A 13,591-nucleotide genomic window follows, 5' to 3' on the forward strand; every position below is an offset into this window, starting at 1 on the left:
ATGCTGGACAATGGACCGCGTGAACGACGCTGCCAACCACCCTGTCGAGTCGGTTCCGGAGCCGCCGTCCACCGCCCCGAAGCACCTCGAACTCTCCGAGATGCCGAACGAGGCGGGCCGCCGCTCCACCACCGGTTCCCGGCTCTACCCGCGCGTCACGAGCTTCCGGTCCCGCCGCGGCGCCCTGACACCCAACCAGCAGACCTCCTGGGCGCGGACCTGGCCGGTGATCGGCCGCGACGTCGCCAACGAGGCGCTCGACGCCGACGCCTGGTTCGGGCGCAGCGCGCCGCTGGTCATCGAGATCGGCTGCGGCACCGGCACCGCGACCGCGGCGATGGCCCAGGCCGAGCCGCACCTGAACCTGATCGGCATCGAGGTCTACCAGCCGGGCCTGGCCCAGCTGGTGCAGCAGATCGAGCGCGAGGAGATCGGCAACATCCGGCTGCTGCGCGGCGATGCGGTAGACGTGCTGGAGAACATGGTTGCCCCGGAGTCGCTGACCGGCGTGCGGGTCTTCTTCCCCGACCCGTGGCCCAAGGCGCGCCACCACAAGCGCAGGCTGCTGCAGGCGCCGACCTTCGCGTTGATCGCGAGCCGGCTGAAGCCCGGCGGTGTCCTGCACGTGGCCACCGACCACGCCGACTACGCCGAACACATTCTCGCAGTAGGCTCGCAGGAACCGCTGCTCACCGGCCTGAACGACACCACCGGTGGCGACAGCGCCGCCAACCGCGTCACCGCGCCGATCGGTTTCGAACGGCCCGTCACCAAGTTCGAAGGCAAAGGTCTGCGGGCCGGTAGCGCCATCAACGAGTTCATATGGGGGAAGATCGACAGATGAGCGTGAGTGAGATCGCCACCGAGATGCCGGATATCGCCCAGGGAACCGGCAGCGAGGCGCCCCGCAGTTCCGGCTCCGATGTCCGGCGCGTCCTGCTCGTCTGGGACGCGCCGAACCTCGACATGGGACTCGGCGCCATCCTCGGTGGTCGTCCCACCGCCGCTTATCGGCCCCGCTTCGACGCCCTCGGCCGCTGGCTGCTGGCCCGCACCGCCGAACTCTCGGCAGGCACCAAGGGTCGCGTCGAGCCCGAGGCCACCGTCTTCACCAATATCGCGCCCGGCACCGCCGACGTGGTCCGCCCGTGGGTGGAAGCCTTACGCAATGTCGGTTTCGCGGTCTTCGCCAAGCCGAAGATCGACGAGGATTCCGACGTCGACGCCGACATGCTCGCCCACATCGCGATGCGCGCGCACGACGGCGGACTGGCCGGCATCATGGTCGCCTCCGCCGACGGTCAGGCCTTCCGCGAACCGCTCGAGGCCATCGCGGCCAAGGGAATCCCAGCTCAGGTATTGGGATTCCGCGAGCACGCGAGTTGGGCCGTCACTTCCGATACTCTCGAGTTCGTCGACCTCGAGGACATCCCGGGCGTATTCCGGGAACCGCTACCGCGGGTGAGCCTCGATTCGCTGCCCGACGAGGGCGCCTGGCTGCAGCCGTTCCGGCCGCTGTCGGCGCTACTCACTTCTCGCCCTGGTCAAGGAGTCGCTTAAGTGTTCACCCGCTGGGGCGATCTGGTCTATCGGTTCCGCTTCGTCGTCATCGGTGTGGTCGGCGCGGCGCTGCTGGCGCTGGGCGCCTACGGCACCGGTCTCGGTGACCGGCTGACCCAGAGCGGCTGGTTCGACCCCGGCTCGGAGTCGGTGCGTGGCGCGGAGATCGCCGACGCCGCGTTCGGGCGCGACCACATGGCCGACGTGATCGTCATGTACAACGCCCCCGAGGGCACCACGATCGACGATCCGGCGTTCAGCCAGCCGATCATCGACAATCTGAACGCCGCCGTCACCGAACATCCCGATCAGATCAGCAAGATCAACGGCACCTACTGGAAGGTGGGCAACGCGCCGTCGGCGCCGTCGGCGTTCGGCTCCAAGGACAAGAAGCACGCGTTCGCCTCCATCGCCATCGTCGGCAACGACGACACCACCATCATGGCCAACTACCGGGTCGTGGCGGACGCCTTCTACATCCCCGGCATCGACGTCGAGGTCTCCGGCCTGCAACCGCTCGGAGTCACGCTCAACGACACCATCACCCACGACTCCAAGCGGATGGAAGTGCTCGCCATCCCCGCGGTGGCGATCCTGCTGTTCTTCATCTTCGGTGGCATTGTCGCGGCCGCCCTGCCGCTGATCATCGGCGGTCTGACGATCATCGGCGCCACCGGCATCGTCATGGTGCTGACCAACTTCACCGACGTCAACTCGTTCGTCACCGGTGTCGTCTCGATGATCGGTCTCGGCCTGGCCATCGACTACGGCCTGTTCATAGTCAGCCGTTTCCGTGAGGAATTGGCCGAGGGCTACGACACCAGAGCCGCGGTCCGGCGATCGGTGGTGACCGCCGGGCGCACAGTCGTGTTCTCCGCGACGATGATCATCGCCAGCCTCGGCGGCGTGCTGCTGTTCCCGCAGGGCTTCCTGCGTTCGGTCGCCTACGGCACCATCGCGACCGTCTCGCTCGCCGCGCTGACCGCGGTGACGATTCTGCCCGCCATGCTGGCCGTGCTCGGCCCGCGCGTGGACATGCTCGGCCTCAAGCGGTTCCGCAAGACCAAGACCGCCGACCAGATCGAGAACGGTTTCTGGGGCAAGCTCACCCGCTGGGTGATGCGGCACCCGCTCAAGATCGCCATCCCGGTGACGGTCGGCCTGCTGCTGCTGATCATCCCGGTCAAGAACCTGGCCTTCGGCGGCATCAACGAGAAGTACCTGCCGCCCGACAACTCGACCCGTCTCGCGCTCGAACACTTCTACGAGGTCTTCCCGCAGAAGAAGACCGACCCGATCCAGCTGGTCTTCGTGGTCGGGACCGGCGACAAGGCCGACACCGACGCCATCGGCCAGGTGTGGAAGCAGGCCAATCAGGCCCCCGGGCTGGTCGAGCCCTTCGCGGTGCCGTCGAACCCGCCCGACGACCGGACGGTCTACCGCACCTCGGCGACCCTGGTCGATCCCACCGGCAATGCCGAACCGACCATCGACTATCTGCGCTCGATCGAGGTTCCCGACAACGTCACGTTGTATGTCACCGGGCAGCCCACGCTCATGGCGGACAGTATCGACACGCTGCTCGAGCTGATGCCGTGGATGATCCTGATCGTGCTGCTCAGCACCTTCATCCTGATGTTCCTGACCTTCGGTTCGCTGGTGCTGCCGATCAAGGCCGCCTTGATGAGCGCGCTCGGCCTCGGCTCGACGCTGGGCATCCTGACCTGGATCTTCATCGACGGCAACGGCGCCGGGCTGCTGAACTTCACTCCACAGCCGATCAGCGCGCCCGTGCTGATGCTGATCATCGCGATCATCTACGGCTTGTCGACCGACTACGAGGTCTTCCTGCTCTCCCGCATGGTGGAGGCGCGCGCCCAAGGTGCGTCGACCACCGAAGCCGTGCGGATCGGCACCGCCCAAACCGGGCGGATCATCACTGCGGCCGCGCTGATTCTGCTCGTGGTGACCGGCGCGTTCGCGTTCTCCGACATGGTGATGATGCAGTACATCGCCTACGGCATGATCGCGGCGCTGTTCATCGACGCCACCGTGCTGCGCATGCTGCTGGTGCCCGCGATCATGAAGCTGCTCGGCGACGACTGCTGGTGGGCGCCGAAGTGGATGAAGCGCATCCAGGAGAAGATCGGCCTCGGCGAGCCCATCCTCGACGACGAACGCCCGCAGAAGGGCGCGGTGGTCGACCTGGTGAAGACCACCCCGATCACCGACCCGCCGACCATGCAGATGACGGCCGTCCCCGACAGCAAGCTGGCCAAGACCCCGCGCCGGCCACGCACGGTCGCCGAGATCGAGGCCGAGGCCCCGACCGCGCACCTGGACAAGATCACCGAACACACCGACTCCACCGAGTCGCCCCGCCCGCGCATGGCCCAGTCCCCCGACCCGACCCGCCCCCGCGCGTCGATGCTCTCCGAGGGCGAGCCGACCCGCGTGCTGCCGGTCGTCAAGCCCGGCGCCGAACCCCCGGCCCCCGACGCGGGCGAACCCACCCAGATCCTGCCGATCGTGAAGCCGGATACTCCGAAAGACAGTTCCGGGCACGCTGATTCGATCGCGGGTTCGCCGGATACCGGGCTCGACCTGCCCGGTGAGCCGGGACATTCCGACCCGAACCCGTCCGGCGACTCGGCGCCCGGCGCACCCGGTGCGACAGGCAGCGGTGCGCCCAGCGATGTCACCGGCGACCAGCCGTTCGGGATGTCCGGTGGTGGCCTCGATCTGCCCGGTGTGGCGATGCCCGGTCAGCCGCGCACCGGCGAAGGCCAGGGCGGCGATGGAGTTCCCGGCGTTATCGGCTCGAACCACGGTTCCGGCCCCGGTTCCACGTCCCCGACCAACCACCCGGGCGCCAACTCGATCCTCGACGCTCCCCGCCGCCCCCTGAACCCCGACACCGCGCCGACCGACCGCGGCCTCAACCTGCCCGGCGGCGCGGACAGCGCGCTCCCCACACGCGGCACCGAAGCGAGCGGAATTCCGCCACGCGGGGCCGCGGAAAGTGGTTTTCCGACAAGCGGTTCCGAGGCGAACGGGCTGCCGACGCGGGCTCCGGGCGGGAGTTCGATCCCGCCGCGTGGTTCGGAACGGGTGCGGCCACCTGCCGGGTACACGCCGCCGAGCGATGGTCCATCCATCCCACAGGTGTCGACGCCGGATACCACCGGGTTCGCCGAGGACCCGGCGCCGCGCCCGAGCATCGTCACGCCGACCCGCCCGAACACGGTGAGCCCGCCGTCGGCCGGCATCGCTACACCGCCCGCGCCGAGCATCGTCAACCCTCCGCCGCGCCCGAACATCGTCAACCCACAGGCCAGGCCGACCGAACCCCCGGCGGGCGGCACCTTCAGCGGTTTCACCCCGCTGCCCACCCCCGACTTCGGTTCGCGCCCGGCGGAGCAGGACCAGGATCCCGAACCCGGCATCCTCCCCCCGTCCACCGACCTCTCGGCGAACCCCGGCGCCCACCGCGCCGAAACCACCGAACCCCCGCGTCCGCTCGTCGGCCAGGAAACCCCTCCCACCCGAGGTATCTTCGGCACCCCGGTCCCCGTCGAACCACAGGAACACACCGCCCCGTGGACTGACGACAGCCCCGGCCCGACCTTCACCCCGGTCACCCCCGCCGAGAACGCGAGCCCAACACCGCGCGGCCTGAGCCCCGACCCGATGTTCACCCCGGTCAACCTCGACGAGGACGCTACCGAGGGATCGGCGCCCCAGGCGTCCGGGCCCAGTGGGTGGGCGCTGCCGGCCGATACGACCGCGGCGAGTGGATTCGGCGCGGATCAGGCCGTCGACCCGGGCGAGATGTCAGCTCCCTCCGTCGTAGGTCCGACGTTCTCGCCAGTGACCCCCGACCCTGCTACGGCCGCGCCGCGCGGAGTCGATCCGGTCACAGCAGACGCGCCGAGCGCGCCGTGGTCGAGCGATGCCGAAGCGAATGGCCGCGCCGACACGCCGACTCCGCCGTCGGGTCCGGTGGGCTGGGCACCGCCGCGCGAACAGCCCGCGGCGGCCAGGGACGGGGCCGACCGCTGGCAGGCCCCCGACGGTTTCACCGCTGTGCCGCACCCCGCCGGCGACACTAGCTCCACCACACCGGAATCCGAGGACGAGCCGCGGGCGGAAAACCGCGACGAGATCGAGAACTGGATGGCCCAGCTGCGGTCCTCGCGGCGCGGAACCGCAGCCGACGACAGTCGCCACACCGGCAACGAGGGCCGGACGGTCAGCGTGAACGAGCTCCTGCGACGGCGCGAGGACGACACCGACTAGACATCGGGACTGCCAAACCATGCAGACCGCCGCCCAGCGCGCGGTCGCCGCGACCAGGGCGTCGAGTGCGTACTGGTGACCGTGTATCGATCGGTGGCCATTGTGGTCGGCGTTATAGTGTGGGGCAGCTCATCATTGGTAACCCGTCATACGCACGGAGTGCGCATGAATCGTTCCGGCTAGGAGGTCGGTATGCGTTACCGGAAGTCGTTTCTGCGCAGCATGATTATCGCTTCGGGAGTGATCGCGGCGGGCGTGGGCATGCCCGTGGCCGCCGCCGATCCCGGAGCCGGTTTCCCGGTCGTCCACACCTTGGGCGACACCTGTTACGGCCAATTGCGTTCGGGTATCGAGGCCGTCGGTCCCGGGACGGCCCGTTTCGGCATGAGCTTCGTGAAGTGGACACCGACATTCGGAAATGCTTGTGGCGTTGGCGTTTCCGTGCATTGGCGCAATCTCGACACCGGGGCCGCCGGAATGGTGTTCACGCCGATCGTCGATTCGACGTCCTGGAATCAGACCCCGCCGACCGTCTTCCGTGAGGTAGCCACCGGTCCCGGCAGGGTGAGCTTCACAATCACCACCGACCGCCTGTTCCTGCCGGTCACATCGGTCGAACTGGTGGTGTCCTGACCGCGTGGACATTCACCAGTCGACACGAACAACGCGCCGACAACGAGGGCCGCACCGTCAGTGAACGAACTCCTCCGACGGCGCGAGGGCGACGCCGACTGCCACCGGTCGACCACGCACCGATCACCGAGGACCCCGGCGTCCATGGGCGGGTAACATCGGGGCATGTCCGGGCCGAACACGCAGCATCACGAGCTCCCTGAATACATGACCTGGGAAGAACTCGAACTGCTGCCCGAGCAACTCGCCGATCAGATCGAGCTCTGGGATCGACGGGTCGTGTGGCTGCGGCGTGGCCCGCGCGAGCACCAGAAATTCACCCGCAGACTGACGAACGAGATCGAGCGGTGTGCACGCGAGGAGACCTCGGCCCGCCCCGAGCAGTGCTGGGAAGTCGAATCCGAGACCAATGTCTTTCTCGGCGTAACCGGAAAGTCCGACTTCCTCACCCCGGATTTTCTCGTGCACCGGTGCCTGCCACCATTCGCCGACGTGCGCTCCGCCGATACAGTCCTGGTCGGCGAGGTGCTTTCCCCGTCGAACACCCAGACCGACATGGAAGCGAAGAAGGCGCGGTACGCGGCCGCGGGCATTCCCTGGTACTGGGAGGTCGGCTTGCACCGCGAGACGAGCTCGATCGCCCAGATCCGTGCCTACGCGCTCGAGACCGGTCACGCCGATCTTCCGCAGGGTGTCACACCGTTGCGTCCGGCCAACTATCTGATCGTCGGCGAATGGACACCGACCGAAGAATCCGGCGTGACCTTCGCCTACCCATTCCGGATCGATATCGCCTGGGCGGCACTCGCGTTCTGAGGCTCGGCCTCGAGTACCTCGGCGCAGATCGAGCCGCAGCCTTCGCAAACGATCATGTGGCTGCACCCGCTCGCGAGGCTTGCCCCCCCCGGATGAAATTGATAGCTTCGTACGGCATCAGCCCGGGCGGGGCTGCATACCGAAGGGCTTGGGGTGGGGGCGGCGAAGACACGCGGGGGCGGGATCCTCGCACTGACCGGTGCTGTTTTGATGGTCGCCGCATGTGGACCATCCGATGACGAGCTGGCTCCGGCCAACACCTCGCCGACCTACGCCGCCGAGGTGCCGACCGGATTCGATCCGTGCACACAGATCCCCGATGAAGTGCTCGAGTCCGAGAACCTGGTGTCGACCGGGGAGTCGAACCTGGGTTCCCCGGGCGGGGTGTACTGGCGTGGCTGCGGGTGGGTCTACAAGAACGGTGACGGCTACTCAGTCGACATCACCACCACAAACCTGACCGTCGAGATGGTCCGCGCACGCAAGTTCGCAGATGCGGAAGAGTTTGTAGTTGACGGTGGACGCCCGGTGATCGTGTCGCGGCAGGACACCAGTGACCCGAACACCCCGCGTTTGGACACCAGCTGCATCGCAGACATCCAGATCACCGACGGCAGCGTCGGGATCTTTGTCAACAACCCGAAAGAGACCTCGCCCGCGACGGGACATATCCCCGCGTGCACCATCGCCCGCACGCTGGCCGAGAAGATCGCACCAAGCATCCCCGCCGGAGCCTGACCAGCCAACTGAACACCGGATCGACACAAGGGGGAAGACTCGATGGCCGACACACCGCTGGGCCCACTGATCACCGAAGCCAAGAACGGCAGCCTCTCTGTCCGCATGGACCCCGAAGAGTTCGCCAAGATCGAATACGAATGCCAAGCTTTCAAGGCCACGATCAAACAGATCCAGGGCAAGATCGCTGGCGTGGCGCAGCTCCAGACCTGGGGTTTCGGTGACCACGCAGGCTCACAACTCACCTCAGCGACAACCATGGCCGACCGGTTCCGGAAGAAGTCCAAGGGCAGGAAGACGGCAACGACTTCTACACCGTCCTGCAAGAACACTGGGACGCGGTCGAGGACATCCGCCTACTCCACGTAGCCATCCGCGACCGCTACATCGCCGAAGACGAATCCTTCGCCGCCCGCTTCACCGCCGAAACCGAACGCCTCGACCAACTCCCCGGAGGCCACTGATGGCCGGCACCGAAGGCGCGAAGATCCCACCGAACACCGAACGCCCCCAAGGCCTACGGCACAACGAGATCATCGACCGCTTCACCCCCGTCAACGGCGACCCAGCCTTCGACGCCGTCGCCATCTACTGGCAGGCCAAACCGACTGGACCACCGGCCTGGAAACCTTCCGCACCCGCATGAACACCGCGATCTCGGAAGCCTGGGAAGGCAACGCCGCCGAAGCCTCCAAAACCGCTATCACCACCTACACCACCAAAGCCGACACCCTCACCGGAACCTTCGAAACCCTCGCCCGCCTGATCTCGGACTCGGCCATGGCCGCCGCCAACACCCAAACATCGCTGCCCCCACGCAAAGACGACCCCGACATCTGGGACATCAACGACCGCTGGATCAACAACGACGAGTTCGAACGCGGACGCGACGACGACGAAGAACAAGCCCAAGCCATCATGGCCGCCGCCTACGTCAAACCCTTCGAAACCATCGACAACGCCTACCCGTCCTCGACCACCCCACCAGCCTCGTCGACGACTCCTTCATCCCCACCAGCGGCGGAAACGATGACGACGACACCGGTGGTGGTGGCACACCCAACCAGAACACCGACGACGAAGACGATGACACCACCGGTGACGACACCACCCCGGAAGACACCACCGACGACGGCGACGACGACGAGACCGCCGACGACGACGATGATGATGATGACACCGGCGACGATGACGACACGGGCGACGACACCACCGACGACAACAGTGACGGCGACGACGACACCAACCCGTCGAGCACCCAACCCGCCGGAACCACCCCGGCAACAACCCCCGACACCAAACCGACCACACCAAGCTCCCCCAGCAACCCCGGCGGTGGCGCTCCGGCCGGCGGTACCCCGGGAACCACCGTCAACCCAGGCCGCGTAACGCCGGGCATGCCCACCCTCGCCACCCCCACGACCACTCTCGCCGCCGCAGCCGGTGCCGGCGCTGCCGGTCGCGGCATGATGTCTCCCGGCATGATGGGCGGCGCAGGCGGGGCCCGCGGCAACGACAGCGAATCGACCCACGAGATTCCGGAGTACTTGATCAACGAGGAAAACACTCGGGAACTCATCGGCGAGATCGCCAAGGCCCCGCCCCAAGCGCTCGGTTCACGTTTCCTCGCTGCTCAGACCCGCCCCGCCGAGAACGAAGGCGAACCGCAGTGACTTCCTGGACCCTCGACCCCGACGACTTCGCCGTCCACTGGTACAGCGACGCCGTCGACCGCTTCCCTCGCCCCCTGCACTATCTGTCGCGCTTCCAATACCAGCAGGACTTCGACAACCACCGCGCCGCACTGCTCGCCGACACCACCCGCAACGACCTGGTCGACATCCGCCGCGCGATCGAGGTAGCCACCACCTCCACCTGGCACATCGAAATCACCGGCAGCACCACCAAAACCCGCGACAACTCCACCGCCGAATACCGAATCCACGCCACCCACAACGGCTACCAAGCCGTCATCGTCGACCAGATCATCCGCGACAACGTCGACGGCCCCATCACCATCCACCTCGGCCGCCCCGAAAACCTCCCCCAACGCCTCACCAGCTACCTCCCCAAACTCGACCCCGGCACCCACCCCGCCACCACCTTCCCCACCCGCGACACCACGCCCTCGCGGGACAGCTACTTCGAAGACGTCGCCCACAACTCCCCCCACGAACGCTACCGCCGCTTCATCGACCGCCCCACCCACGGTGGCGGCTCCGCAGCCCTCTACCAAGGCGCCGTCCTCGACCGCACCACCCCGACACACACCCTCGAATGGCGCGACTTCACCGACGACGGCCGCTACACCATCACCCGCACCCCTCACGACCTGACCTTCCATCCGACCACACCCCAGAAGCAAGCAAACAAATTCACCCACTGGATCGATTCCACGACCGACCGAAGCCAGCCCGATCGGGACGACCCCTGGTGATAATACAAACAGTATTGATATGCCATTCGGTACTATCCGCCCCCTGAGATCGAGGGTTTCAGTGAACAGTCCTATATTTTCCGCAGAACCAACTCATATCAGCGGAATCGGCGGGCTCGCCGACGAATTATCAACAGTGATGATGCACGTCAGCAGCCTCGCTAAGCTGGGAAGCATCAGCGAGAGCGTCGGCATCATGCAAATACTTGATGATCCAATCAACCAGTTCGCCGAAATTACCGGCCAGCGGCTACAGAGCCGCATGACTACACTATCCGAAACGGGATACAACCTCCGGCGGGCAGCCTGGATATACCAGAATACCGACCAAAATTGGTCGGAGGCACTCGCAAATGCAGACGCACATACCAAGGTTCCAGATACAGGAGCGCCATCGGGAGCCTCCATTACACCCGACGGTTCCAGCCCCAGAAAGGAAGTTGACGAGTATCCGGGAAGCATTCCGTACCCGGCAAACGATATTCCAGACCTCACTGCCCCACCAAAAGGCGAATCCGATATTCGGTCAGTAATTGATTCCACGTCTGGAATGCTCAAAGACATTGACTCGGGAATAAAGGACATCACCGGCTGGGCAGGCGTAAACAATGGTGACGGCTGGAGCCCTCTCGAGGAACTGATTAAGCCGATTTCAGGAAAACATCGATAAGGTCGAATCAGGTATCGAACTCGGTGCCGACGCCGCGACTGTAGGCCAGACATCACGCGTTACCGAAGCCCCCGGATCAACCTTTACGGTCGGAACCGGCGCACAACCTTGGGAGAACGAAAAGTGATCGCCGATGTCCCCCCGGGCCTCGATGCTCTATATCAGAGAGTGCAGTCCTCGCTCAGCGATCTGAACACCCGTACCAGCCGTTTCCGGTGGTATGAATTCAGCGAACCCACCGATATCGGACCAATCGACGAAGAGCTGGTCGCAAAGATTGCCGCCGATCCCAAGGCGTCCGCTGAAATGAAGGAATTGGCAAATAGTCTGTCACGCGGCACTGTGCAATGGAGCGCCGTAACCGGGGGCAGCTATCCGCTCCCCCTGGAACTCCGAGAACTGGTTGCTATAGGAATTCCGTTCCACTACCCTCCGGCCTTAGACGAACAGCCTGCGCGCCCAGTGAAGCGGGATACAGCTCATTTGTACGACGACTACGACGAGGACGAAAATCAGATGCCGGAAAGCTGGCTCGAATGAGAATTTCGCATGCGCACGCGAGCTTCGCCATAGTACTCACAGCCACTGCGCTTCTTACCGGTTGCTCATCCGGCCAAGCGAATTCCGATTGGCGGTCGGTCGACATGTGCGGAATCTTCACCAATAATGACCTTCAGTCCGTATCCACAGAACCCGAAACACTTATCGCTGAACCGATCGACAACGACAATGGAGTTGGATGCTCATACACCGGAATATCCACCGTCGAGTTACTTGGCTCATTCCTCAAGGAAAAGGATTCAAATCTTTCTGATCTGCCGCCGTTCGCAGTCAAACGAACTTTCGACCTCGGCGGAAGAACGGTGTATGTAACCTACGAGGATACTGGCGTATGCCAAGCCTCCATCCAGCTTGATGGGCTCGCGCTCGGCATCACGATATCACCTGAATCTGCGAAACGAAGAACGAAGACTCCTGATTCCGAGATGCCTGGTTGCGACTTTCACCGATCCATGATCGAGGATATCGTCGACCGCACAGGCTTGAGCTAGCGGGCGGGACTATGCGGAAATCGAACAGTGCCCCCCCTCCGAATTGCGGCTGCAGGCATATATTCAAGGGGACCGCTACCGCAGTAGTGGCTGCGGCGATGTACGCCATTACCGGGTGTGCGGCGGAATCCACTGATCCGGATTGGCGATCTATGGATATGTGCGCTCTATTCCAACCGGCGGATCTCGATCAGGTGAGCGACAGACCTGTTGAGCTTACCGCTCAACGCATAGATGCCGCCGAAAGTATTGGCTGCAAGTATTCCGACGCCGACACTCTGCGCGTATTGAGTGCAGTCTTGCACGAGGGCGATTCAAAGCCTGCGACGGAAGAGTCCTCGACCATACAACGCACGGCTAAATTCGGCGGACAAGATGCATCTATCATATTCGAGAACAGCGGCGTATGTGTTGTGCAGATCAAATTCGACAGAGTCATACTGGATATGACAATCGCACCCAGACCTGCAGTTACTACCGGACCCGTATCCGATTCTCACAGCTGCGATGGACATCGCAAAATCATCGAGAACGTCATCGGCCGGACAGGGTTGGAATGATCGAAATCCGGCGATAACCACCCAGCCAGGCGATGGTGCGTTCGATGGCCCACCGGCGCCGACCCAAATGTCGACTCGACTCGCTCCCACGCCGGGCGATGCGGACACCGATAGGTGTTCGCCACCGAGACCGCGATGGTCAACGGGATCCCAGCCCGGTCGAATAACAAGTGTAGTTTGAGCCCGATTTATCCCAATCGGGTGCGGTGAGGTGCCCGGAGTTCTTCGGACAGTGGCCCAAAGTAGAATTTGGGTAACTGAACGGAGGTATTGTGGCACAAAAGAAGTCGCGTCAGTTCAGCCCGGAGTTCCGGGAAACAGCGGCGCGGGAAGTGGTCGAGAAGTCGCGTCCGGTCGACGATGTCGCGCGTGACTGCGGTGTGACCGGTCAGACGATCCGGAACTAGGTGAAGGAATTCCGGGTCGCGCACACCGCAGATTCGGAGTTGTCGATCTCCGAACGCGCCCGGTTGAAGGAACTCGAGCTGCGGGTCCGGGAACTGGAGGAAGAGAACCGTTTCCTGGGAAAATCGGTGGCCTTCTTCGCGAAGAAGCACCGGTGACCGTGAAGTACGCGTTCATCGCCTCCGAAGAAGGCAATCATTCCGTCGTGTCCATGTGCCGGTGGGCGAAGGTATCGAGGTCGGGTTTCTACGCTTGGCGCAACCGGGAAGGGTGCGGCCTGTCACAGCAGTCGATGGCCGCCGAGACAAAATCTCGGCGGCCATCGACTTAGACCGTGTCTCACGTCGTGAGTTTCGTGATGTGATCGCTTGTGCTGCATAATCGTTGGCCGTGACCGACGCCTTGTCGAGGCGGCTGGTGC

17 protein-coding genes and 1 pseudogene are annotated in these 13,591 nt (G+C 64.6%); 16 read left to right on the forward strand and 2 right to left on the reverse strand.

Translation table 11 applies throughout. The features are described from left to right. Positions 1 to 100: 100 nt before the first annotated feature. The 8 genes from trmB (at position 101) to ACFXK0_RS26715 (ending at position 8,692) form a co-directional block, all read left to right on the forward strand. A complete protein-coding gene (gene trmB / locus ACFXK0_RS26680; protein WP_379413680.1) occupies positions 101 to 844 on the forward strand; it encodes a tRNA (guanosine(46)-N7)-methyltransferase TrmB in 744 nt (247 codons plus the stop codon). Then, positions 841 to 1,560 carry an NYN domain-containing protein gene (locus ACFXK0_RS26685; RefSeq protein WP_379413652.1) on the forward strand — a complete coding sequence of 240 codons (720 nt, stop codon included), beginning with the start codon at positions 841 to 843 and terminating at the stop codon, positions 1,558 to 1,560. Before trmB ends, ACFXK0_RS26685 begins: the two co-directional genes overlap by 4 nt. Continuing rightward, positions 1,561 to 5,859: an MMPL family transporter gene (locus tag ACFXK0_RS26690; RefSeq protein ID WP_379413654.1), complete on the forward strand. Its 4,299-nt coding sequence runs from the start codon at positions 1,561 to 1,563 to the stop codon at positions 5,857 to 5,859. It abuts the gene before it with no gap. A gap of 192 nt (positions 5,860 to 6,051) precedes the next feature. After that, positions 6,052 to 6,492, forward strand: a complete 441-nt coding sequence (locus ACFXK0_RS26695) for a hypothetical protein (protein ID WP_379413656.1) — start codon at positions 6,052 to 6,054, stop codon at positions 6,490 to 6,492. A 165-nt stretch (positions 6,493 to 6,657) separates the two neighbouring features. Next, the gene (locus ACFXK0_RS26700) at positions 6,658 to 7,308 is read left to right on the forward strand and encodes a Uma2 family endonuclease (RefSeq protein ID WP_379413657.1); all 651 of its coding nucleotides are present in this window, start codon (positions 6,658 to 6,660) and stop codon (positions 7,306 to 7,308) included. Positions 7,309 to 7,461: 153 nt separating this feature from the next. Continuing rightward, a complete protein-coding gene (locus ACFXK0_RS26705; protein WP_379413659.1) occupies positions 7,462 to 8,046 on the forward strand; it encodes a DUF3558 domain-containing protein in 585 nt (194 codons plus the stop codon). Between the two features lie 42 nt (positions 8,047 to 8,088). Next, a complete protein-coding gene (locus ACFXK0_RS26710) occupies positions 8,089 to 8,415 on the forward strand; it encodes a hypothetical protein (RefSeq protein ID WP_379413661.1) in 327 nt (108 codons plus the stop codon). A gap of 94 nt (positions 8,416 to 8,509) precedes the next feature. Next, entirely contained in the window at positions 8,510 to 8,692 is a 183-nt protein-coding gene (locus ACFXK0_RS26715; RefSeq protein ID WP_379413662.1) for a hypothetical protein, read from the forward strand. Positions 8,693 to 9,008: 316 nt separating this feature from the next. Here the strand turns inward: ACFXK0_RS26715 and ACFXK0_RS26720 are convergent, their stop codons facing one another. Beyond that, entirely contained in the window at positions 9,009 to 9,308 is a 300-nt protein-coding gene (locus tag ACFXK0_RS26720) for a hypothetical protein (protein ID WP_379413664.1), read from the reverse strand. Positions 9,309 to 9,443: 135 nt separating this feature from the next. On the opposite strand from ACFXK0_RS26720, the gene ACFXK0_RS26725 reads away from it, so the two are divergent. The 6 genes from ACFXK0_RS26725 to ACFXK0_RS26750 all read left to right on the forward strand — a co-directional run bounded on the left by ACFXK0_RS26725 (position 9,444) and on the right by ACFXK0_RS26750 (position 12,765). After that, positions 9,444 to 9,719: a hypothetical protein gene (locus ACFXK0_RS26725; protein WP_379413665.1), complete on the forward strand. Its 276-nt coding sequence runs from the start codon at positions 9,444 to 9,446 to the stop codon at positions 9,717 to 9,719. Continuing rightward, positions 9,716 to 10,483: an ESX secretion-associated protein EspG gene (locus tag ACFXK0_RS26730; RefSeq protein WP_379413667.1), complete on the forward strand. Its 768-nt coding sequence runs from the start codon at positions 9,716 to 9,718 to the stop codon at positions 10,481 to 10,483. Before ACFXK0_RS26725 ends, ACFXK0_RS26730 begins: the two co-directional genes overlap by 4 nt. A gap of 61 nt (positions 10,484 to 10,544) precedes the next feature. Then, a complete protein-coding gene (locus ACFXK0_RS26735) occupies positions 10,545 to 11,153 on the forward strand; it encodes a hypothetical protein (protein WP_379413669.1) in 609 nt (202 codons plus the stop codon). Between the two features lie 123 nt (positions 11,154 to 11,276). Further along, the gene (locus ACFXK0_RS26740) at positions 11,277 to 11,693 is read left to right on the forward strand and encodes a hypothetical protein (RefSeq protein WP_379413671.1); all 417 of its coding nucleotides are present in this window, start codon (positions 11,277 to 11,279) and stop codon (positions 11,691 to 11,693) included. Further along, a complete protein-coding gene (locus ACFXK0_RS26745; protein WP_379413673.1) occupies positions 11,690 to 12,205 on the forward strand; it encodes a hypothetical protein in 516 nt (171 codons plus the stop codon). Before ACFXK0_RS26740 ends, ACFXK0_RS26745 begins: the two co-directional genes overlap by 4 nt. A 98-nt stretch (positions 12,206 to 12,303) precedes the next feature. Next, entirely contained in the window at positions 12,304 to 12,765 is a 462-nt protein-coding gene (locus tag ACFXK0_RS26750) for a hypothetical protein (protein WP_379413674.1), read from the forward strand. On the opposite strand, the pseudogene ACFXK0_RS26755 reads toward ACFXK0_RS26750, so the two are convergent. Then, positions 12,764 to 12,868, reverse strand: a pseudogene (locus ACFXK0_RS26755) (IS5/IS1182 family transposase); the annotation flags it as partial. The gene ACFXK0_RS26750 and the pseudogene ACFXK0_RS26755 overlap by 2 nt on opposite strands. 169 nt (positions 12,869 to 13,037) lie before the next feature. On the opposite strand from ACFXK0_RS26755, the gene ACFXK0_RS26760 reads away from it, so the two are divergent. Beyond that, positions 13,038 to 13,172: a transposase gene (locus tag ACFXK0_RS26760; RefSeq protein WP_379413676.1), complete on the forward strand. Its 135-nt coding sequence runs from the start codon at positions 13,038 to 13,040 to the stop codon at positions 13,170 to 13,172. Beyond that, positions 13,173 to 13,328, forward strand: coding sequence for a hypothetical protein (locus ACFXK0_RS26765; protein WP_379413678.1), 156 nt, complete (start codon positions 13,173 to 13,175; stop codon positions 13,326 to 13,328). Positions 13,329 to 13,591: the final 263 nt, after the last annotated feature.

The sequence above is a fragment of the Nocardia sp. NPDC059177 genome, assembly GCF_042755165.1.
In the GTDB taxonomy this organism is placed as follows: domain Bacteria; phylum Actinomycetota; class Actinomycetes; order Mycobacteriales; family Mycobacteriaceae; genus Nocardia.

Excerpts from the sequence above, each read along its gene's own strand:
- ACFXK0_RS26695 (WP_379413656.1), top strand. The coding sequence starts at position 6,052 with ATGCGTTACCGGAAGTCGTTTCTGCGCAGCATGATTATCGCTTCGGGA.
- ACFXK0_RS26750 (WP_379413674.1), top strand. The coding sequence starts at position 12,304 with ATGTACGCCATTACCGGGTGTGCGGCGGAATCCACTGATCCGGATTGG.
- ACFXK0_RS26685 (WP_379413652.1), top strand. The coding sequence starts at position 841 with ATGAGCGTGAGTGAGATCGCCACCGAGATGCCGGATATCGCCCAGGGA.
- ACFXK0_RS26745 (WP_379413673.1), top strand. The coding sequence starts at position 11,690 with ATGAGAATTTCGCATGCGCACGCGAGCTTCGCCATAGTACTCACAGCC.
- ACFXK0_RS26700 (WP_379413657.1), top strand. The coding sequence starts at position 6,658 with ATGTCCGGGCCGAACACGCAGCATCACGAGCTCCCTGAATACATGACC.
- ACFXK0_RS26710 (WP_379413661.1), top strand. The coding sequence starts at position 8,089 with ATGGCCGACACACCGCTGGGCCCACTGATCACCGAAGCCAAGAACGGC.
- ACFXK0_RS26715 (WP_379413662.1), top strand. The coding sequence starts at position 8,510 with ATGGCCGGCACCGAAGGCGCGAAGATCCCACCGAACACCGAACGCCCC.
- trmB (WP_379413680.1), top strand. The coding sequence starts at position 101 with ATGCCGAACGAGGCGGGCCGCCGCTCCACCACCGGTTCCCGGCTCTAC.
- ACFXK0_RS26725 (WP_379413665.1), top strand. The coding sequence starts at position 9,444 with ATGCCCACCCTCGCCACCCCCACGACCACTCTCGCCGCCGCAGCCGGT.